The 20,412-nt window shown below is 54.5% G+C and carries 19 protein-coding genes; 6 read left to right on the forward strand and 13 right to left on the reverse strand.

The annotated features are described in order from the left end of the window. Positions 1-32: 32 nt before the first annotated feature. Genes dxs through xseB form a run of 3 tightly spaced genes read right to left on the reverse strand, consistent with a single transcriptional unit; the run spans position 33 to position 3,062 of the window. Complete coding sequence (gene dxs, locus HB664_RS07970) at positions 33-1,895, reverse strand: 1-deoxy-D-xylulose-5-phosphate synthase (protein ID WP_069303734.1); 1,863 nt, start codon at positions 1,893-1,895, stop codon at positions 33-35. 24 nt (positions 1,896-1,919) lie between these two features. Further along, on the reverse strand, positions 1,920-2,819 hold the full coding sequence (gene ispA / locus HB664_RS07975; protein WP_008503332.1) for a (2E,6E)-farnesyl diphosphate synthase: 900 nt from the start codon (positions 2,817-2,819) through the stop codon (positions 1,920-1,922). Then, positions 2,820-3,062: an exodeoxyribonuclease VII small subunit gene (gene xseB, locus HB664_RS07980; RefSeq protein ID WP_008503331.1), complete on the reverse strand. Its 243-nt coding sequence runs from the start codon at positions 3,060-3,062 to the stop codon at positions 2,820-2,822. A 191-nt stretch (positions 3,063-3,253) separates the two neighbouring features. On the opposite strand from xseB, the gene thiI reads away from it, so the two are divergent. Next, complete coding sequence (gene thiI, locus HB664_RS07985) at positions 3,254-4,702, forward strand: tRNA uracil 4-sulfurtransferase ThiI (protein ID WP_048978945.1); 1,449 nt, start codon at positions 3,254-3,256, stop codon at positions 4,700-4,702. Between the two features lie 68 nt (positions 4,703-4,770). Here thiI and yajL read toward each other — a convergent pair whose 3' ends face one another. Then, positions 4,771-5,361 (reverse strand): protein deglycase YajL, encoded by a 591-nt coding sequence (gene yajL, locus HB664_RS07990; protein WP_033144768.1) that lies wholly within the window; start codon positions 5,359-5,361, stop codon positions 4,771-4,773. Next, positions 5,324-6,235, reverse strand: a complete 912-nt coding sequence (gene panE / locus HB664_RS07995) for a 2-dehydropantoate 2-reductase (RefSeq protein WP_045887930.1) — start codon at positions 6,233-6,235, stop codon at positions 5,324-5,326. Before panE ends, yajL begins: the two co-directional genes overlap by 38 nt. Before the next feature lie 121 nt (positions 6,236-6,356). On the opposite strand from panE, the gene HB664_RS08000 reads away from it, so the two are divergent. Then, on the forward strand, positions 6,357-6,848 hold the full coding sequence (locus tag HB664_RS08000; RefSeq protein WP_033144770.1) for a YajQ family cyclic di-GMP-binding protein: 492 nt from the start codon (positions 6,357-6,359) through the stop codon (positions 6,846-6,848). Between the two features lie 31 nt (positions 6,849-6,879). On the opposite strand, the gene HB664_RS08005 is transcribed toward HB664_RS08000, so the two are convergent. The 8 genes from HB664_RS08005 to HB664_RS08040 all read right to left on the reverse strand — a co-directional run bounded on the left by HB664_RS08005 (position 6,880) and on the right by HB664_RS08040 (position 15,752). Then, the gene (locus HB664_RS08005) at positions 6,880-8,241 is read right to left on the reverse strand and encodes an MFS transporter (RefSeq protein WP_219940587.1); all 1,362 of its coding nucleotides are present in this window, start codon (positions 8,239-8,241) and stop codon (positions 6,880-6,882) included. A gap of 148 nt (positions 8,242-8,389) precedes the next feature. After that, positions 8,390-9,277 carry a heme o synthase gene (gene cyoE, locus HB664_RS08010; protein WP_013095848.1) on the reverse strand — a complete coding sequence of 296 codons (888 nt, stop codon included), beginning with the start codon at positions 9,275-9,277 and terminating at the stop codon, positions 8,390-8,392. Positions 9,278-9,288: 11 nt separating this feature from the next. Further along, entirely contained in the window at positions 9,289-9,615 is a 327-nt protein-coding gene (locus tag HB664_RS08015; RefSeq protein WP_006176899.1) for a cytochrome o ubiquinol oxidase subunit IV, read from the reverse strand. Next, a complete protein-coding gene (locus tag HB664_RS08020; protein WP_023334703.1) occupies positions 9,615-10,229 on the reverse strand; it encodes a cytochrome o ubiquinol oxidase subunit III in 615 nt (204 codons plus the stop codon). The genes HB664_RS08015 and HB664_RS08020 overlap by 1 nt, the downstream gene beginning before the upstream one ends. After that, a complete protein-coding gene (cyoB, locus tag HB664_RS08025; protein ID WP_213787634.1) occupies positions 10,219-12,210 on the reverse strand; it encodes a cytochrome o ubiquinol oxidase subunit I in 1,992 nt (663 codons plus the stop codon). The genes HB664_RS08020 and cyoB overlap by 11 nt, the downstream gene beginning before the upstream one ends. A 16-nt stretch (positions 12,211-12,226) precedes the next feature. Next, positions 12,227-13,174 carry a cytochrome o ubiquinol oxidase subunit II gene (gene cyoA, locus HB664_RS08030; RefSeq protein WP_014882770.1) on the reverse strand — a complete coding sequence of 316 codons (948 nt, stop codon included), beginning with the start codon at positions 13,172-13,174 and terminating at the stop codon, positions 12,227-12,229. Between the two features lie 477 nt (positions 13,175-13,651). Next, the gene (gene ampG, locus HB664_RS08035; RefSeq protein WP_219940588.1) at positions 13,652-15,127 is read right to left on the reverse strand and encodes a muropeptide MFS transporter AmpG; all 1,476 of its coding nucleotides are present in this window, start codon (positions 15,125-15,127) and stop codon (positions 13,652-13,654) included. 46 nt (positions 15,128-15,173) lie between these two features. Next, positions 15,174-15,752: a lipoprotein gene (locus tag HB664_RS08040; protein ID WP_023310568.1), complete on the reverse strand. Its 579-nt coding sequence runs from the start codon at positions 15,750-15,752 to the stop codon at positions 15,174-15,176. A 305-nt stretch (positions 15,753-16,057) separates the two neighbouring features. On the opposite strand from HB664_RS08040, the gene bolA reads away from it, so the two are divergent. The 4 genes from bolA to clpX all read left to right on the forward strand — a co-directional run bounded on the left by bolA (position 16,058) and on the right by clpX (position 20,289). Continuing rightward, positions 16,058-16,375: a transcriptional regulator BolA gene (bolA, locus tag HB664_RS08045; protein WP_021241655.1), complete on the forward strand. Its 318-nt coding sequence runs from the start codon at positions 16,058-16,060 to the stop codon at positions 16,373-16,375. A 330-nt stretch (positions 16,376-16,705) separates the two neighbouring features. Next, positions 16,706-18,004, forward strand: a complete 1,299-nt coding sequence (gene tig / locus HB664_RS08050) for a trigger factor (RefSeq protein WP_219940589.1) — start codon at positions 16,706-16,708, stop codon at positions 18,002-18,004. A 260-nt stretch (positions 18,005-18,264) separates the two neighbouring features. Then, complete coding sequence (gene clpP, locus HB664_RS08055; protein ID WP_010428105.1) at positions 18,265-18,888, forward strand: ATP-dependent Clp endopeptidase proteolytic subunit ClpP; 624 nt, start codon at positions 18,265-18,267, stop codon at positions 18,886-18,888. A 126-nt stretch (positions 18,889-19,014) separates the two neighbouring features. Continuing rightward, entirely contained in the window at positions 19,015-20,289 is a 1,275-nt protein-coding gene (gene clpX / locus HB664_RS08060; RefSeq protein WP_024906819.1) for an ATP-dependent protease ATP-binding subunit ClpX, read from the forward strand. Positions 20,290-20,412: the final 123 nt, after the last annotated feature.

The following is a 20,412-nucleotide window of genomic DNA, read 5'->3' on the forward strand; positions in this document are numbered from 1 at the left end:
TAAGCATAGCAGGAGCGGAAAGGGGGGAAGGGTCAGTCCAGCCAGGTACGGATTTTGGCTTCGATACCGGCGGCGTCCAGGCCAATCGCCGCACGGGCTTCGTCCTGAGTACCTTGCGGAATGAAGCGATCCGGCAGGCCGAGGTTCAGCACCGGCACGGCTTTACGGTTCGCCATCAGCACCTCATTCACGCCGCTGCCCGCGCCGCCCATGATGGCGTTTTCTTCCAGCGTGACCAGCACATCATGCGTCTCAGCCATACTCAGGATCAGAGAGTCGTCGAGCGGCTTCACAAAGCGCATGTCCACCAGGGTGGCATTCAGCGCTTCAGCCGCTTTCGCGGCCTCGGGCATCAGCGTGCCGAAGTTCATGATCGCCACTTTCTCACCGCGACGCTTAACCACCCCTTTACCGATCGGCAGTTTTTCCAGCGGCTGAAGCTCAACGCCCACCGCATTGCCGCGCGGGTAGCGAACGGCGCTTGGGCCATCCTGATAGTGATAGCCGGTAAACAGCATCTGACGACATTCGTTCTCGTCGCTTGGCGTCATGACAACCATATCCGGAATACAGCGCAGGAAGGAGAGATCAAACGCGCCCTGGTGCGTCTGGCCGTCGGCACCGACGATGCCCGCACGATCGATAGCAAACAGTACCGGCAGCTTCTGAATCGCCACATCGTGGATCACCTGATCGTAGGCGCGCTGCAGGAAGGTGGAATAGATAGCGACAACGGGCTTGTAGCCGCCAATCGCCAGGCCCGCTGCAAACGTCACCGCATGCTGCTCGGCAATGGCGACGTCAAAATACTGGTCAGGGTATTTTCTGGAGAACTCCACCATGCCGGAACCTTCACGCATGGCCGGGGTGATCGCCATCAGCTTGTTGTCTTTGGCTGCGGTTTCGCACAGCCAGTCGCCGAAGATTTTGGAATAGCTCGGCATGCCGCCGCTGCTTTTTGGCAGACAGCCGCTGGACGGGTCAAATTTCGGTACCGCGTGAAAGGTGATCGGATCTTTTTCCGCCGGTTCGTAACCGCGCCCTTTTTTGGTCATGATATGCAGGAACTGCGGGCCTTTCAGGTCGCGCATGTTCTTGAGCGTGGTCACCAGTCCCAGCACGTCGTGACCGTCAACCGGGCCAATATAGTTAAAGCCCAGCTCTTCAAACAGGGTGCCCGGCACCACCATGCCTTTGATGTGTTCTTCGGTACGCTTGAGCAGCTCTTTAATCGGCGGTACGCCGGAGAAGACTTTCTTGCCGCCTTCGCGCAGCGAGGAGTAAAGCTTGCCGGAGAGCAGCTGGGCCAGATGGTTGTTAAGCGCGCCGACGTTCTCTGAGATCGACATTTCGTTATCGTTGAGGATAACCAGCATGTCCGGCTTGATATCGCCCGCGTGGTTCATGGCTTCGAAGGCCATACCGGCGGTAATGGCGCCGTCGCCAATCACGCAGACGGTGCGGCGCTGCTTGTTCTCTTTCTCGGCGGCAACGGCAATACCGATGCCCGCAGAAATGGAGGTGGAGGAGTGGCCGACGCTCAGCACGTCATACTCGCTCTCACCGCGCCACGGGAACGGGTGCAGGCCGCCTTTCTGACGAATGGTGCCAATTTTATCGCGACGTCCGGTCAGAATTTTGTGCGGATAGGCCTGGTGGCCCACGTCCCAGATGAGCTGATCGAACGGCGTGTTATAGACGTAATGCAGCGCCACGGTCAGCTCTACCGTGCCAAGCCCGGAGGCGAAATGGCCGCTGGAGCGGCTTACGCTGTCGAGCAGGTAGCGACGCAGCTCGTCGCACAGCTTCGGCAGGCTCTCTTTCGGCAACAGACGTAACTCCTGGGTGGAGTCAACTAACGCCAGTGTCGGGTATTTGGCAATATCAAAACTCATCAAAGGCTCATCGAGATATATAGTTTATTTATCACGCTGGATTATATAGTCCGCTAGCGCTTCCAGTGCCGAGGTATCCAGCGATTGCGCGGCCAGTTCATTTAGCGACTGGCGGGCATCGTCAATCAGATCCCGGGCTTTACGTTGGGCTTGCTCAAGACCCAGCAGGGCGGGGTAGGTACTTTTGCCAAGCTGCTGGTCCGCACCCTGACGTTTACCCAATGTTGCAGTATCGCCCACCACATCCAGAATGTCATCCTGAACCTGGAACGCCAGACCGATACTTTCTGCGTATCTGTCCAGAATCGGCAGGGCTTTGCGCCCTTGTTCACCCGCGCTCAGCGCGCCCAGGCGAACGGCGGAACGAATCAACGCCCCGGTTTTATGGCGGTGAATACGCTCCAGCTGTTCCAGATTAACCTGACGTCCTTCCGCTTCAAGATCCAGCGCCTGTCCGCCGCACATGCCGGCCACGCCGCTGGCCATTGCCAGCTCGGAGATCATCGCCAGGCGGTCGCGGTCGGCCACTTCCGCCATCGGCGCGTCGCTCAAAATTGAGAATGCCAGCGTTTGCAGGGCATCACCCGCCAGAATGGCATTCGCCTCGCCAAACTTGATATGGCAGGTGGGTTGACCCCGACGCAAATCGTCGTCGTCCATGGCCGGGAGATCGTCGTGGATCAGCGAGTAGGCGTGGATACACTCCACGGCGGCTGCCGGGGCGTCCAGCGTGTTATCGCTGATGCCAAACATATTGCCTGTCGCGTACACCAGGAACGGGCGCAGGCGCTTTCCACCCAAGAGTGCGCCATAGTGCATGGCTTCAACCAGAGGAGTGTTCTGAAAAGGCTGTGGCGCAATAAAACGGCGCAGGGCGTCGTTGGCGCGTACGACACGCGCCTGAAGCTCGTTGGCAAAATCCATTTACTCGGCGTCCGGTGTAAAAGGCGTGGTTTTCGCGTCTTCGCTGTCGGAAAGCAGGATCTGCACGCGCTGCTCGGCCTGCTGCAGTTTGACCTGCCCCTGGCGCGCCAGCTGCACGCCACGCTCGAATTCATTGAGCGCCTCTTCCAGCGGGAGATCGCCGCTCTCAAGACGGGTAACGATTTGCTCCAGTTCACTCAGCGCAGTTTCGAAACTGGCCGGTGCGTCGTTCTTCTTCGGCATAGTGAATTGACTCTTATATTCTCAGCCCCGACATGGTAACGGACTCAGGGCAATTATCAAATAACGCGCAATGTGCACAGGAGCGGCGCGATGGTGGTATACTTGCGCGCCTGGATGCAGCCACGGGTGTGGGCTGCTGTACTCTTTTCCATTACAAGCCTTAATACGCTTGCCTAAGAAACATTGCCGCCATGAAGTTTATCATTAAATTGTTCCCTGAAATCACCATCAAAAGCCAATCTGTGCGTTTGCGCTTTATTAAAATTCTCACCGGGAACATTCGTAACGTATTAAAGCACTACGACGAAACCCTCGCCGTGGTGCGCCACTGGGACCACGTAGAGGTCCGTGCGAAAGACGAAAACAAACGTCAGGATATTCGCGACGCGCTGACCCGTATTCCGGGGATCCACCATATCCTGGAAGTGGAAGATGTTCCGTTCAGCGATATGCACGACATCTTCGAGAAAGCGCTGGTGCAGTACCGCGACCAGATCGAAGGCAAAACCTTCTGCGTGCGCGTGAAGCGTCGCGGCAAGCACGAGTTCAGCTCTATTGAAGTGGAACGTTACGTTGGCGGCGGTTTGAACCAGCACGTTGAAACGGCGCGCGTTCGTCTGACCAACCCGGACGTGACCGTGAACCTGGAGATCGAAAACGATCGCCTGCTGCTGGTGAAAGGGCGCTATGAAGGTATCGGCGGCTTCCCGATTGGCACCCAGGAAGACGTATTGTCCCTGATCTCCGGCGGCTTCGACTCCGGCGTCTCCAGCTATATGCTGATGCGTCGCGGTTGCCGTGTGCACTACTGCTTCTTCAACCTGGGCGGCGCGGCGCACGAAATCGGCGTTCGTCAGGTCGCGCATTACCTGTGGAACCGCTTCGGCAGCTCCCACCGCGTGCGTTTCGTGGCGATCAACTTCGAACCTGTGGTCGGCGAAATTCTCGAAAAAGTGGACGACGGCCAAATGGGCGTGGTGCTGAAGCGCATGATGGTGCGTGCGGCGTCCAAAGTTGCCGAGCGCTATGGCGTACAGGCGCTGGTCACCGGTGAAGCGCTGGGCCAGGTCTCCAGCCAGACGCTGACCAACCTGCGTCTGATCGACAACGTGTCTGATACGCTGATCCTGCGCCCGCTGATCTCCCACGATAAAGAGCACATCATCGATCTGGCGCGCGAAATCGGTACCGAAGATTTTGCCCGCACCATGCCGGAATACTGCGGCGTGATCTCAAAAAGCCCAACGGTGAAAGCGGTGAAGGCGAAGATCGAAGCGGAAGAAGAGAACTTCGATTTCAGCATTCTGGAAAAAGTGGTGGAGGAAGCCTCCAACATCGACATCCGCGAGATTGCCCAGCAGACCGAGCAGGAAGTCGTTGAAGTTGAAACCGTGAGCGGTTTCGGCGCTAACGATGCGATTCTGGATATCCGCTCCATTGACGAGCAGGATGACAAGCCGCTGCAGGTTGAAGGCGTCGACGTGGTTTCTCTGCCGTTCTATAAGCTGAGCACCAAGTTTGGCGATCTCGACCAGAGCAAAACGTATCTGCTGTGGTGTGAGCGCGGGGTGATGAGTCGCCTGCAGGCGCTGTATCTGCGCGAGCAGGGCTTTGCGAACGTGAAGGTGTATCGCCCGTAGTTCATTGCCGGGGAGTGCGGCCTGAAGCCCTCACCCCCGGCCCTCTCCCACAGGGAGAGGGAGAACACCTATTCGTAATAATTATAAATCCCCGCCGGCATCACCAGCGACGACGCCACTTCGTACGCTTTCTCGCGCCCGACCAGCAGGTCAATAATCTTTAAGCCAAAATCAATCGCGGTGCCTGGCCCCTGGCTGGTCAGCAAGTTGACGCGCGGATCCCAGACGACGCGTTTATCCACCCAGTGCTCTTCCGGGATCGTATCCTTCAGCCCCGGGAAGCCGGTCATGTTGCCGATGGGGAAGATATCGTGCGGAACCAGAACCGTTCCTGCTGCGGCACAGATTGCCGCGACGATGCGGCCGGATAAATGAAACTGACGCACTGTCTCGACCAGCAGCGGGCTATCGCGAAAACATTCCGCGCCTTTTAAGCCGCCGGGCAGCACGATGATGTCGTAATCGCCGTCAGCCACCTGAACGAGGGGGGCATCCGCAAGGATTTTCACCCCGCGCGAGCAGGTGATTGCCAGATTACCGTCGCTGGCGACGCTGGCGGTGGTGACCTTAATGCCGCCGCGCACCATCAAATCAATGGTGGTGACCGCTTCCATCTCTTCGCTACCAGGGGCGAGGCAGATCAGTGCTGACGCGCTCATATTCACTCTCCTTACGTTTAACCAGGTCATACAGACGGGCGTTTTCCGGCACGGAAATGCCGTGCGCGCGGGCGCGTTTTAGCAGATAGCCGGTAATGTAGTCGATCTCCGTGTGGCGTAAAGCCCGAACATCCTGCAGCATCGAGGAGATGTTTTCTGCCGTGCTCTCAATGACCTGCTCGACATAACAGCGCAAATCGTCGGCCGAGGTATGCAGGCCTTCCCGCTCAACGACCGCCGCGACTTCCGCACACAAAATCGCAACGTCCTGCGGATGATTTTTCAGCTCCCCGTTCGGGCAGTTCCACAGCGCCGTCAGCGGGTTGATTACGCAATTTACCGCCAGCTTGCGCCACAGCTGAGGGCGGATGTTGTTGTGCCAGGCGACGTCCGGCAGCACCTTCTGCAGCACATCGGCAAGATAGCTGTAATCTCCATCCTGAGTTCTGGCGGGCCCGATGTGCGTCACGCCGCTGGCGACATGCACGATGATGTTGCCGTCGCGACGGGCAGCGTGCGTGGTCGTCGCCATCAGCAGGGGCTGCGGTACGCTTTTCAGCTCATCAAGGGTCCCCATGCCGTTATGCAGCAGCAGTATGGGCGAAGTGGGGGGGAGCTGCGCGGCCAGTGTCTTTACCGCGTCTGAGACCTGCCACGCTTTGAGCGTCACCAGTAAAAGATCGCTTTGCGCCAGGAAATCAGGATCGTTCGCGGTGAGGGATTCGTTAAAGATGCTTCCGTCTTCACCAATCAGGTTTACACTGCAATAGGGCTGGGGCACGCGCAGCCAGCCCTGAACCTCATGTCCGTGCTTGCACAGCGCGGTCAGCCACAGCTGACCAAGCGCTCCGCATCCGAGCACCGTAATTTTCATTGTTCCTCCTCACCTGCAACTGCGCCAGGTGTTACGGCTTAATTATACAGCTAAGCTTCTGTTGAGTTATGCCTCGTAGCGGGTATTATGCAACGCAACAAAAGTGAAGGGAGAAGAAAAGATGCCATCTTTCGATATTGTTTCCGAAGTTGATATCCAGGAAGTTCGCAACGGCGTTGAGAACGCAACCCGCGAAGTTGAGTCACGTTTCGATTTTCGTGGCGTTGAGGCGTCGTTTGAGCTGAACGACGCAAATAAGACCATTAAGGTGCTGAGCGAGTCTGATTTCCAGGTGAATCAGCTGCTCGACATTCTGCGCGCCAAGCTGTTAAAGCGCGGCATCGAAGGGACGTCTCTGGACGTGCCGGAAGAGTTTGTGCACAGCGGTAAAAACTGGTTTGTTGAAGCCAGGCTGAAGCAGGGCATCGAGAGCGCGGTGCAGAAGAAGATCGTTAAGCTTATTAAAGACAGCAAGCTGAAGGTGCAGGCGCAGATCCAGGGCGAAGAAATTCGCGTGACCGGTAAGTCCCGCGATGACCTCCAGTCCGTAATGGCGCTGGTGCGCGGCGGCGATCTGGGGCAACCATTCCAGTTTAAAAACTTCCGCGATTAATATAAAAAGCCCGGTTTAACCGGGCTTTTTTTCACGCTTTGAGCGCCTGCTCGACCTCGAAGCGGTTGGTCATTTTACTGTCTATTTTGACGTAAGCGCTGCGCTCTTCCGGGACGATGAGCACCTCTGTCACACCCTCTTTGGCTTCCAGACGCTGTTTCAGCGTATCGCTAATCTCAACATCATCCGGGATTTCCACGCGCAGGCTGCTCACGTAGCGCGGCTCTTTCATGGTGCTGGCGACCAGCAGCCAGACTGTCGCCAATAGCGCACCGGCGAGGAACACGGTTTGTGAATCAAACAGGCCGTCCACCCAGCCGCCGAGCGAGCCGCCGATCGCCACGCCGAGAAACTGGCTGGTGGAGTAGATGCCCATCGCCGTGCCTTTGTAGCCGGCGGGGGACTCTTTGCTGATCAGCGACGGCAGCAGCGCTTCCATCAGGTTAAAGGCCAGGAAGAAAAGCTGCACGCCTGCAATCAGCTCCCAGAAGTGCGGGCCGGCACCCCAGAGCACAATTTCGGCAATCAGCAGGACCGCCACGCAGCCCACGAAGACGCGCTTCATTTTGCGCTTCACTTCGGCGTAGATGATGAACGGCACGACGGAGACAAACGAAATCAGCATCGTGACCAGATAGATTTTCCAGTGCTCAGCCGCCGGGAAACCCGCTGCGGCAAGCTGGCCGGGCAGGGCGACAAAGGTCGACATCAGCAGGATGTGCAGACACATAATGCCAAAGTTAAGCTTGAGCAGGCGCGGCTCGACAATCACTTTGCTGAAGCAGCCTTTTACCATCCCCGATTCGCGGTTCAGGACGTGGTTTTTGCTGTCCGGCACGACCCACAGGGTTAAGGAAATACCGATGGTCGCCAGCACGGCAATCATCCAGAACAGGGCGTGCAGACCCAGCGTGTGCGTAATGATGGGGCCCAGCACCATCGCAATCGCAAAGGTCACGCCAAAGCTCACGCCGATGAACGCCATCGCTTTAGTACGGTTTTGCTCGCGGGTTAAGTCGGACAGCAGCGCCATCACCGCGGCGGCAATCGCGCCGGAACCCTGCAGGGCGCGGCCGAGAATAATCCCCCAGATGGAGTGGGAGAGGGCGGCAATCACGCTTCCGAGCACAAAGACCAGCAGCCCGCCGACGATCAGCGGCTTTCGGCCCACCCGATCAGAGAGCAGGCCAAACGGGATCTGGAAAACCGCCTGCGCCAGGCCGTAGATGCCGATCGCGAGGCCAATCAGCGCCTCGCTGGCCCCCTGCAGCGCCATACCGTACGTGGTCAGAACAGGCAGGACCATAAACATGCCAAGCATCCGTAGCGAGAAGACAGTCCCTAAGCCCCAGGTCGCGCGTAGCTCGCCTGGCGTCATTTTATAATCGTTCATTACCACCTCAGTTCAAAAGCAGGCCATAGTGTAGTGTGGGGAAGGGGCGGGGTAAATAAAGGGTTATTTAACAAATATTACATGCGTTATTAGTAGATTCAGTGAATAAAAAAGGGTGCCGAAGCACCCTTTTATTGACCTGTTTGGCTTACCAGACGTAAGTCAGCAGGTTGTGTGAATCTGGCACCATGAAGTCCACGGACATCATCACGGACAGCGAGGTGATGGCCACAATCGAGAACACAAACAGTTTGCGCGCCCAGACCTTGTCATCTTCCACTTTGTAACCGCGCAGCGCCATACCGAGCCACCAGACGCTCACCGCAGCCGCTACCGCCAGATATTTATACCCGGCGTAACCACCCAGAGAGAGCATCAGCGTTGCCACGGCAAAGGCGATGATGTACAGCGTGATGTGGTTCTTGGCAACAGAAATGCCTTTCACGACCGGCAGAACCGGGATGTTCGCTGCCTGATAATCCTTAAAGCGGAAAATCGCGATGGCATAGGAATGCGGCATCTGCCACAGGCTAAAGATAGCCAGCAGGATCAGCGCGCCGCTGTCGAACTCGTTCGTGACCGCGCAGTAGCCAATCACCGGCGGCGCAGCGCCGGAGAGAGAACCAATCAGCGTGCCGTAGACGGAGTGGCGTTTCATATACAGGCTGTAGACGCCCACATACACCACGAACCCCATCACCCCCAGCCAGCAGGCCAGCGGGTTAGCACCAAACCACAGCAGCATAAAGCCAGCAATACCCAGCAAGGTGGCGTACACCAGCGAGACGGAAGGGGCGATCAGGCCTTTCACCAGCACCCGATTTTTGGTCCTTTCCATCTTCTTGTCGATATCCATGTCGATGTAGTTGTTAAATACACAACCGGACGCAACAACCAGTGACACACCGACCAGCGTGTAGATAAAGAGGGTGTAATCAATGCTGCCCTTAGAGGCCAGCAGGAACCCTCCGATCACGGAGATCAGGTTGCCAAAGATGATGCCTGGTTTCGTTACTTGCAGGTATTGCTTAAACATACTCGCCGCTCTTAGTGAACCATCATGTTGTAGTTGAGGTTCCACATAATCCAGATGGAACCGACTACCAGGATAGCGATGATAATCACGGTAAAGATAAAGGCGGTCATATTCCAGCCTTCATCGGACTTGGTGTTCATGTGCAGGAAGCAAACCAGATGCACCAGAATCTGAATCACCGCGGTCACCAGGATTGCACCCAGAATAACCGGCTTAGACGCAGAACCGCTCATCACCATCCAGAACGGGATCACCGTCAGGATGATCGACAGGATGAAACCTGTCATGTAGGTTTTTACGCTACCGTGGGAAGCGCCATGATCGTTTGAATGACTCATTACATCGCCCCCATCAGATATACAACAGAGAACACACAGATCCACACCACGTCCAGGAAGTGCCAGAACAGGCTCAGGCACATGATACGGGTACGGTTAGTGCTGGTCAGGCCGCGACGGGATACCTGGAACATCAGTACCGCCATCCAGATCAGACCAGAGGTCACGTGCAGACCGTGGGTACCGACCAGCGCGAAGAACGCTGACAGGAAGCCACTGCGATCCGGACCGAAACCTTCCAGAATCAGGTGATGGAATTCATAGATTTCCATCCCGATAAATCCAGCACCAAACAGCCAGGTCAACGCCAGCCAGGACACAACCTGGCTCTTGTTGTTTTTGTACATGGCGATAGCCGCCATGCCGTAAGTGATGGAGCTGAATAACAGCAGTGCGGTTTCAACCAGAACGAACGGCAGTTCAAAGATGTCCTTGCCAGCCGGGCCGCCCGCCGTGCCGTTCACCAGAACGGCGTAGGTCGCGAACAGACAGCAGAACAGAATGCAGTCGCTCATCAGGTAGATCCAGAAACCGAAGACTTTGGTCGGTCCTGTATCGTGGTGCGCATGTTCATGCGCGTGGGCAGTTGAGTGCGCCAGAGTATCAGTTGCCATTTTTCAGCCCCGCTTTAGAAATCTCGTCGAAATGCTGATTTTCCAGCTTCTCAACTTCACGGACTGGTACGTAGTAGTCCACGTCCTCGTCAAAGCTCTTCACAATCCAGCTGATTACGATGCCGGCGAAGCCAACAATCGCCATCCACCAGATGTGCCAGATCATTGCGAAACCAAATACCGTTGCGAAGGCGGCAATCACAATGCCCGCACCGCTGTTTTTCGGCATGTGGATTTCTTCGTATTGAGCAGGTTGCTTGTACGCTTCACCTTTTTCTTTCATTTCCCAGAATGCGTCGCGTTCATGAACCTGCGGCACGATGGCAAAGTTATAGAAAGGAGGTGGAGAAGAGGTCGCCCACTCCAGCGTACGGCCACCCCATGGGTCACCGGTCAGGTCACGGTTCTGGTCGCGGTCGCGAATAGACACGTAGAACTGAATCAGCTGAGACGCGATACCGCAGGCAATCAGCACGGCGCCGCCCGCTGCAACCATCAGCATTGGGTGGAACTGCGGATCGATCTGCTGGCTCAGACGACGGGTCATACCCATGAAGCCCAGCACGTACAGAGGCATAAATGCCACGAAGAAGCCGATGATCCAGAACCAGAACGCGCGTTTACCCCATTTTTCGTTCAGCGTGAAGCCGAACGCTTTTGGCCACCAGTAGGTTACGCCAGCGAAGCAGCCGAAGACCACGCCACCGATGATAACGTTATGGAAGTGCGCAATCAGGAACAGGCTGTTGTGCAGAACGAAGTCAGCACCCGGTACCGCCAGCAGTACGCCGGTCATCCCACCTACGGAGAAGGTCACGATGAAGCCGATAGTCCACAGCATCGCTGAGTGGAACACGATACGGCCCTGGTACATGGTGAACAGCCAGTTGAAGATCTTCACCCCGGTAGGGATGGCGATAATCATGGTGGTAATACCGAAGAAGGCGTTTACGTTCGCGCCAGCACCCATGGTGAAGAAGTGGTGCAGCCAAACGATGAACGACAGAACGGTAATACACACGGTTGCCCACACCAGAGAGGTGTAACCAAACAGACGTTTACGCGAGAAGGTTGCCGCGATTTCGGAGAACACACCGAACACAGGCAGAACCAGAATGTACACTTCCGGGTGACCCCAGGCCCAAATCAGGTTGATGTACATCATCATGTTGCCACCCATATCATTCGTGAAGAAATGGGTGCCCAGGTAGCGGTCCAGGGTCAGCAGCGCGATGGTGACGGTCAGAATTGGGAAGGAGGCAATAATCAGGATGTTGGCGCACAGAGATGCCCAGGTAAATACCGGCATCTTGAACATGGTCATGCCTGGGGCACGCATCTTGATAATGGTCACGAAGAAGTTGATACCGGTCAGGGTAGTACCGACACCGGAGAGCTGAAGCGCCCAAATCCAGTAGTCGACGCCAACGCCCGGACTGTACTCAATTCCTGACAGCGGCGGGTAAGCCAGCCAGCCGGTCTGCGCGAATTCGCCCACACCCAGTGACAGGTTAACCAGGATAACGCCGACAACCGTGAACCAGAAGCTCAGGTTGTTCAGGAACGGGAACGCCACGTCGCGCGCGCCGATTTGCAGCGGAACGACAACGTTCATCAGACCGATAACCAGCGGCATCGCCACGAAGAAGATCATGATAACGCCGTGGGCGGTAAAGATCTGATCGTAGTGGTGCGGTGGCAGGAAGCCGGCTTCACCCGCAGAAGCGAGTGCCTGCTGGCTACGCATCATGATCGCATCCGCAAAGCCACGAATTAACATGACGATACCGACGATGCAGTACATGATACCGAGTTTTTTGTGGTCAACCGAAGTCAGCCACTCGTTCCACAGGTAACTCCACTTACCGAAGTAAGTGATCAGGGCCAGTAAGGCCGCGCCACCAATGATAATTGCAGCCACCGTAACCACGATAATCGGTTCATGGTAGGGCACTGCATCCAGTGTCAATTTTCCGAACATTTTCTTCCTCGGCCCCTTAGTGAGCGGTTTCCGCGTGGCTCATGTCCATGCCTTCCATACCTTCGTGCGCGCTGTGCTCGCCTTCAGGCTGGGTCATGTCCATGCTCTTGCCGTGATCCATAAATTTGCCAATAACGTCTTTGAACAAATCTGGTTTCACATTAGAGAAGTACTCCACCTTGTTGTATTCGCTTGGTGCAGCCACTTTTTCGAACGCCGCCATGTCAGACATGGTGTTTGGAGACTGCTTCGCTTTTTCAACCCACTGGTCGAAAGCGGCACGGTCTGGCGTCGCAATAGCTTTGAACTTCATACCTGAGAAGCCCGGGCCGCTATAGCTGGCGGAGATACCATCATAGGTGCCTGCTTCATTCGCGATCAGATGCAGGTTGGTCTGCATACCGGCCATCGCGTAAATCTGGCTACCCAGACGTGGGATGAAGAAGGAGTTCATTACGGAGTTGGAGGTCACTTTGAACTGAACCGGAGTGTTCGCCGGGAAGGCGATTTCATTCACGGTAGCAATACCCTGCTCTGGATAGATGAAGAACCATTTCCAGTCCATGGAGACCACTTCAATGGTAATAGGTTTCTCATCGTGAACCAGCGGTTTGCTTGGCTCAAGTGCGTGAGTGGTTTTCCAGGTCAGTACGGCAAGGAACAGGATGATCAGAATAGGTACCGTCCAGACCACAGCTTCCACTTTATTGGAGTGTGACCAGTTAGGGCTATACTTCGCATCTTTATTGCTCGCACGATACTTCCAGGCGAAACCAACAGCCATCAAAATGGCAGGAATAACCACAATCAACATCAGGCCAAAAGCCGTCAATATCAGTGAACGTTGTTCCAGTCCAATCTGTCCTTTGGGGTCTAGTAGTGCAGAATCGCAGCCACTGAGTAATACAGTGCCCGCGAATAATGACAACCATCCCAAACTTTTATTGTATTTCCCGAGTCTCATTTAACGACCTCAATTCCACGGAGTCTGGTGGCGTTTAAAGTGTGCGGGCATTTTACGGGAAGGTTACATTACTGTAAACATCATTAGGCCTGTGTCAGGAAGGTGTTACCGGGTTCTGCCGCACGTGTCACAAGTGTTGCAAATTATGTCGGTTTTTATGACCGAAGCCGCATGGCATGGGCTTTATAACGAAAGGACCCCCAAGCATACCCTAAAAGGGGCAATTGGTATAACCATTGTTGAAAATAAACAAAAAATTAACAATTAATTATCAATAAAAAGACATCTGAAAAACGAAAAATCAAACTCTCGTATGCTGAATCGTTTAATGAAAAATAGCGTTTTGGAATGGGAGCCAATAATTTCCAAATCTTATCCCGCACAAAACAACAAATATTTTTTTTGCGCCTGGCGGCTATTTCGCCGTTATAATTTCGGTTAGTGATTACAACGGGAAATAACCTTTCGCATTTTTCTTCAGGTCATCTGCGTTTTACGCAACGCCATGAAATCAAGCAGACCTCCGGTCAGGATCCCGGCGATAGCCAGCAGGGCGCCTGCGTCCAGCAGAAGGGCTTCGAAAGGGAGTACCAGAGAGGTGCTGGCATTGATAATAAGCACCACAAGCCAGAGCGCCAGAGCAATGCAGCCCGCCATTAACAGACGTAGCGCAAAACGATAGGCGCGGCGATATTCGGTGCGCGGCATAAAATGTTCTGTCCGCTGGGTATATTCCAGCGTCTGACGGCAGACCAGCAGCAATAAAATTCCCGGCACTGCAGCCACGACCGAGAAGAGATAAAATGTTGGCCAGCCGTGGGCTTCCACGAACCAGCCGGCAATCGGGCCAACGTACACGCGGCCAATGGCGGAGAGCGCCGAGAGCAGAGCGAACTGGGTAGCGGAAAACGACTTGTTGCACAGGGTCATCAGCAGGGCGACAAACGCCGCTGTTCCCATGCCGCCGCAGAGGTTTTCGAAGAACACCGCCGCGGCCATGCTGATCGTATGTTTGTCGGTAATCGACAGCAGCCAGTAGCCTGCGTTAGAGGCGCCCTGAAGGATGCCGAAAATCAGCAGCGCGCGAAACAGCGTCAGGCGTTGCATCAGCACGCCGCCATAAAGCGCGCCGACAATCGTCGCAAACAGCCCCAGCGTTTTATTCACCACACCCACTTCACCGGCGTCAAAACCGACGCCCCGGATCAGGAAGGTGGTGGTTAAACTCATGGCAAAGGCATCGCCCAGCTTATAAAGGACGATGAGCAGCAGGATCAGCCAGGCATTGTTGCGGCCAAAGAAGTCACGAAGAGGTTCGGCGACGGCCTGCTCCAGCGAGCGGGGAACCGGGATGACGTCACTCGGTTCGGGCGCGAACAGCGTCGCGATAATGCAGGGGATCAGCAGGGCGGCCATCAGCCAGTACATGCCCTGCCAGCCGAGGTAACGGTCGGCCAGCCACAGCGCCAGCCCGCCGGAGACCAGCATTCCGAGGCGATAGCCCAGCACGCTGATTGCTGCACCAGCACCGCGCTCTTCAGCAGGTAATACGTCCGTCTTCCAGGCGTCGAACACAATATCCTGAGAGGCGGAACAGAAGGCAATCACCACCGCAAGCGCTGCCATCCAGCGAAGCTGGGTGGTGGGTTCAAGAAAACCCATCGCCGCAATAGCCAGCAGCAGCAGGATCTGCGTCATCACTAGCCAGCCGCGTCGACGTCCGAGGAAAGGCGGCGTGTAGCGATCCATGACCGGAGACCACAGGAACTTAAAGACATAGGCCTGGCCGACAAGCGAGAAGAAACCGATGGTTTTAAGATCGATGTTCTCAACCGTCATCCACGCCTGAAGCGTGCCGGAAGTGAGTGCGAGGGGTAAACCCGAGGCGAAGCCGAGGATCAGCAGGATCGCTGATTTCGGTTGCTGGAAAATGCGTAAGTAATGGCTGGACATGTTTTTATAAAACTGACCCGGTGTATCACCGGGTCAGAGAGCGGGATTAACGCGCGTTCTGCTTGATGAAGTCGTGAATGCTGGTGTCCTGCGCCATATCGGCGATGGTATCGGTCAGCACGCTGTTCACGGCGTTAGCAATGTTCTGGTTAGAAGCCTGGAAGGCACCTTCAACAGAGTAGCTGGCGCGGTAGTTTTTGGTCATCTTGTTGCCATTCTTCGCGGTGGCAATGATGGCGATATCCGCTTTGGTCGCAATGTTGTAGCGCACGTTGCCCTGAGACACGTCAGCGTACAGGTTGTTGACGATGATCTGCAGATCGACCGCGCCGCTTGGGCCAATCATGTAGCCGCGAGCGGTCATCTGTTTCTCCAGCACTTCCTGGAGCAGGAAGCGCAGGTCGCGGGAGGCGGTGAGAGTAACCTGCTGGTTATCGCGGGTCACTTTAGCCAGCGCCTGATCCTGACGCTGATCGGCACCGTTAATGCTCACGGTGACGCCCATCAGGCTTGGGTCCTGCTGAGGCAGAGTGATTTTTGGTGAGACATCAATGGTGGTAGGCGGGGTAGCACAGCCTGCCAGCATAAAAAGGGCTACCAACGGAAAGAAGAGTTTTTTTAACATTTTCGGGTTCTCAACGAATCGTAAGCATATAAAGAGAAAAATTGCCGCCATCATAACATCGCCAACGGCGAGGGGAAGTGGTCAACGCATGTAAATTCATCGCCTTGTCCGAAAACTGACCAGTTCACCGTTTTTCCCAATCCTTGTATGACAAAACGTATGAGTCTCACAGTGAACTTCATTCGTTTGAATGAGAAAATCAGACGAAAGCTAAATATTTGTTGTCAAGGTGTAATGGAAACGGTAAAAGCGGCTAACATTTAAAGGGATGGGTGACATCCTGGCGTTGTCGGAGGAGTAATTTCATGATGATACGTGAGCATATAGAAGATAAATTAAGGGCAGCGTTCAACCCTGTGTTCCTCGAAGTCGTCGACGAAAGCTATCGTCATAACGTGCCGGCAGGTTCTGAAAGCCACTTTAAAGTGGTTCTGGTTAGCGATCGCTTCACGGGAGAGCGTTTCCTGAATCGACACCGCTTGATCTACAGCACCTTGACGGAAGAGCTCTCCACGACCGTGCATGCGCTGGCACTGCATACCTACACCATTAAGGAATGGGAAGGTTTGCAGGATACGGTTTTCGCATCGCCGCCCTGTCGCGGTGCAGGCACTATCGCCTGATAAATCGGATTTGCAACGGCTGGAGCTTTTCCAGTATGTTGCTTACAGATTTCCTCAAAACGGCCTCCGGGCCGTTTTGTTTTGTCTGAGTTTTGAGCGAATGGAGCGATTTTAAGACTAAAAATAGCCTTAAAGTGTGAAAAAAGCCGCAGCAACATGCCCCAACCGTTCTCGACTCACCTAAGTGATGCCGCTATAATGCCGCGTCTTATTGAATGTCTTCGGGATGATTCTGGCGACAGGGAATGTGAATCTGCACTAAGAGAGCATCCCGGTATAACAGACAGATTCAGAGTTGACCGAGCACTGTGATTTTTTTGAGGTAACAAGATGCAAGTTTCAGTTGAAACCACTCAAGGCCTTGGCCGCCGTGTAACGATTACTATCGCTGCTGACAGCATCGAAACTGCTGTGAAAAGCGAGCTGGTCAACGTAGCAAAAAAAGTACGTATTGACGGCTTCCGCAAGGGCAAAGTACCAATGAATGTTGTTGCTCAGCGTTATGGCGCTTCCGTGCGTCAGGATGTGCTGGGTGAACTGATGAGCCGTAACTTTATTGATGCGATCATCAAAGAAAAAATCAATCCGGCCGGCGCGCCTAACTACGTTCCAGGCGAATACAAACTGGGCGAAGACTTCACCTACTCCGTAGAGTTCGAAGTGTACCCGGAAGTTGAGCTGAAAGGTCTGGAATCTATCGAAGTTGAAAAACCAGTTGTTTCCGTGACTGACGAAGACGTTGACGGCATGCTGGATACCCTGCGCAAGCAGCAGGCGAACTGGAAAGAGAAAGAAGGCGCTGTTGACGCTGAAGACCGTGTCACCATCGACTTCACCGGTTCTGTAGACGGCGAAGAGTTCGAAGGCGGTAAAGCGTCTGACTTCGTACTGGCGATGGGCCAGGGTCGTATGATCCCAGGCTTCGAAGACGGTATCAAAGGCCACAAGGCTGGCGAAGAGTTCACCATCGACGTGACCTTCCCGGAAGAATACCACGCTGAAAACCTGAAAGGGAAAGCAGTGAAGTTCGCTATCAACCTGAAGAAAGTTGAAGAGCGCGAACTGCCAGAACTGACTGAAGAATTCATCAAGCGTTTCGGCGTGGAAGATGGTTCCGTAGCGGGTCTGCGTACCGAAGTACGTAAGAACATGGAACGCGAACTGAACGGCGCGGTGCGTAACCGTGTGAAATCTCAGGCGATCGAAGGTCTGGTGAAAGCCAACGAAATCGACGTTCCAGCTGCCCTGATCGATAGCGAAATCGACGTTCTGCGCCGTCAGGCTGCACAGCGTTTCGGTGGCAACCAGCAGCAAGCGATGGAACTGCCACGCGAGCTGTTCGAAGAGCAAGCGAAACGCCGCGTTGTTGTTGGCCTGCTGCTGGGCGAAGTGATTCGTACCCACGAGCTGAAAGCTGACGAAGAGCGTGTGAAAGGCCTGATCGAAGAGATGGCTTCTGCATACGAAGATCCATCAGAAGTGATCGAGTTCTACGGTAAGAACAAAGAGCTGATGGACAACATGCGCAACGTTGCCCTGGAAGAGCAGGCTGTTGAAGCGGTACTGGCGAAAGCGAAAGTGACCGAAAAAGCGACCTCTTTCAACGAACTGATGAACCAGCAGGCGTAATTTCGCCCCAACGGTTTAAAGTTTGAACAGAAAACCCGTTGCCTTGCGGCAGCGGGTTTTTTTTATCGCAGCGATAGCCCAGGAAGAGTGCTAAAACGCCCTTTCGGTGTTAGCGTAACAACAAAAGGTTGTTATGCTTGAAATAGGGCACTGTGAACCCCATAAGTACGTAATCATGATGAATGAGACTGGCTGATAATCCGTCCGTAAGGTTACAATCAGTACAGCAGGTGTTTTCAATTTTGATCCAGGAGACGGAAATGTCATACAGTGGCGAACGAGATAACTTTGCACCCCATATGGCTCTGGTGCCAATGGTTATTGAACAGACCTCACGTGGTGAGCGTTCTTTTGATATCTATTCCCGTCTGCTCAAGGAACGCGTTATCTTTCTGACCGGCCAGGTGGAAGACCACATGGCTAACCTGATCGTGGCGCAGATGCTGTTTCTGGAAGCGGAAAACCCGGAAAAAGACATTTACCTGTACATTAACTCCCCGGGTGGCGTGATTACAGCAGGAATGTCCATTTATGACACCATGCAATTCATCAAGCCTGATGTAAGCACTATCTGTATGGGTCAGGCTGCATCTATGGGCGCGTTCCTGTTAACAGCAGGGGCGAAAGGTAAGCGTTTCTGCTTGCCAAATTCCCGCGTGATGATTCACCAGCCGCTGGGCGGTTACCAGGGGCAGGCGACGGATATCGAAATCCACGCCCGCGAGATTCTGAAAGTAAAAGCGCGCATGAATGAACTTATGGCGCAGCATACGGGTCAACCACTCGAGCAGATCGAGCGCGATACCGAGCGCGATCGCTTCCTCTCTGCTCCAGAGGCAGTTGAGTACGGCTTAGTCGACTCCGTGTTGACCCATCGTAATTGATGCCCGCGACGCGAGTGTGCCGCTATACTAAGGTAGGGCGGCACGCTGCTGATTGCAGCTTGCGTCTTAGAATGGCATTTGCGTCGTCATGTGCGGCACAAAGAACTTAAAAAGAGGTTTGGACTCATGACAGATAAACGCAAAGATGGTTCGGGCAAACTGCTGTACTGCTCTTTTTGCGGCAAAAGCCAGCATGAAGTGCGTAAACTGATTGCCGGGCCGTCCGTGTATATCTGCGACGAATGTGTCGATTTATGTAACGACATCATTCGCGAAGAGATTAAAGAAGTCGCACCGCACCGTGAGCGCAGCGCGCTGCCAACGCCGCATGAAATTCGTCATCACCTTGACGACTACGTCATCGGACAGGAGCAGGCCAAGAAAGTGCTGGCGGTAGCGGTCTATAACCACTACAAACGTCTGCGTAACGGCGACACCAGCAATGGCGTAGAACTGGGTAAAAGTAACATTCTGCTGATCGGCCCAACCGGTTCCGGTAAAACGCTGCTGGCTGAAACCCTGGCGCGTCTGCTTGATGTTCCGTTCACGATGGCGGATGCCACCACCCTGACCGAGGCCGGTTATGTGGGTGAGGACGTCGAAAACATCATTCAGAAACTGCTGCAGAAGTGCGATTACGACGTACAGAAAGCCCAGCGCGGGATTGTTTACATCGATGAGATCGACAAGATCTCCCGTAAATCTGACAACCCGTCCATTACCCGTGACGTATCGGGTGAAGGCGTACAGCAGGCACTGCTGAAGCTGATTGAAGGTACGGTTGCTGCCGTTCCGCCACAGGGTGGTCGTAAACATCCGCAGCAGGAGTTCCTGCAGGTTGATACCTCCAAGATCCTGTTCATCTGTGGTGGCGCGTTTGCTGGTCTGGACAAAGTCATCTCCCACCGTGTTGAAACCGGCTCCGGCATTGGTTTTGGCGCAACGGTGAAATCGACGTCCGAAAAACCAAACGAAGGCGAACTGCTGTCTCAGGTTGAACCGGAAGATTTGATCAAATTCGGTCTGATCCCTGAATTCATCGGCCGTCTGCCGGTTGTGGCAACGCTGAATGAGCTGAGCGAAGACGCGCTGATCCAGATCCTGAAAGAGCCGAAAAATGCGCTGACCAAGCAGTATCAGGCGCTGTTCAATCTGGAAGGCGTTGATCTGGAATTCCGCGACGAAGCGCTGGATGCTATTGCCAAGAAAGCGATGATCCGTAAAACCGGTGCCCGTGGTCTGCGTTCAATTGTTGAAGCGGCACTGCTCGACACCATGTACGATCTTCCGTCGATGGAAGACGTTGAGAAAGTGGTGATTGACGAGTCCGTCATTAGCGGTCAAACCAAGCCGCTGCTGATTTACGGCAAACCGGAAGCGCAGCAGGCATCTGGCGAATAATTAACCAAATCATACAAGCAGTTAATCAAAAAGGGGGGATTTTATCTCCCCTTTACTTTTTCCGTATTCATAGCGTTGAATGTGTGGGAAACATCCCCATATACTGGATACATGTTAATGGTT

It is taken from the genome of Enterobacter sp. DNB-S2, assembly GCF_019443845.1.
In the GTDB taxonomy this organism is placed as follows: domain Bacteria; phylum Pseudomonadota; class Gammaproteobacteria; order Enterobacterales; family Enterobacteriaceae; genus Enterobacter; species Enterobacter asburiae_B.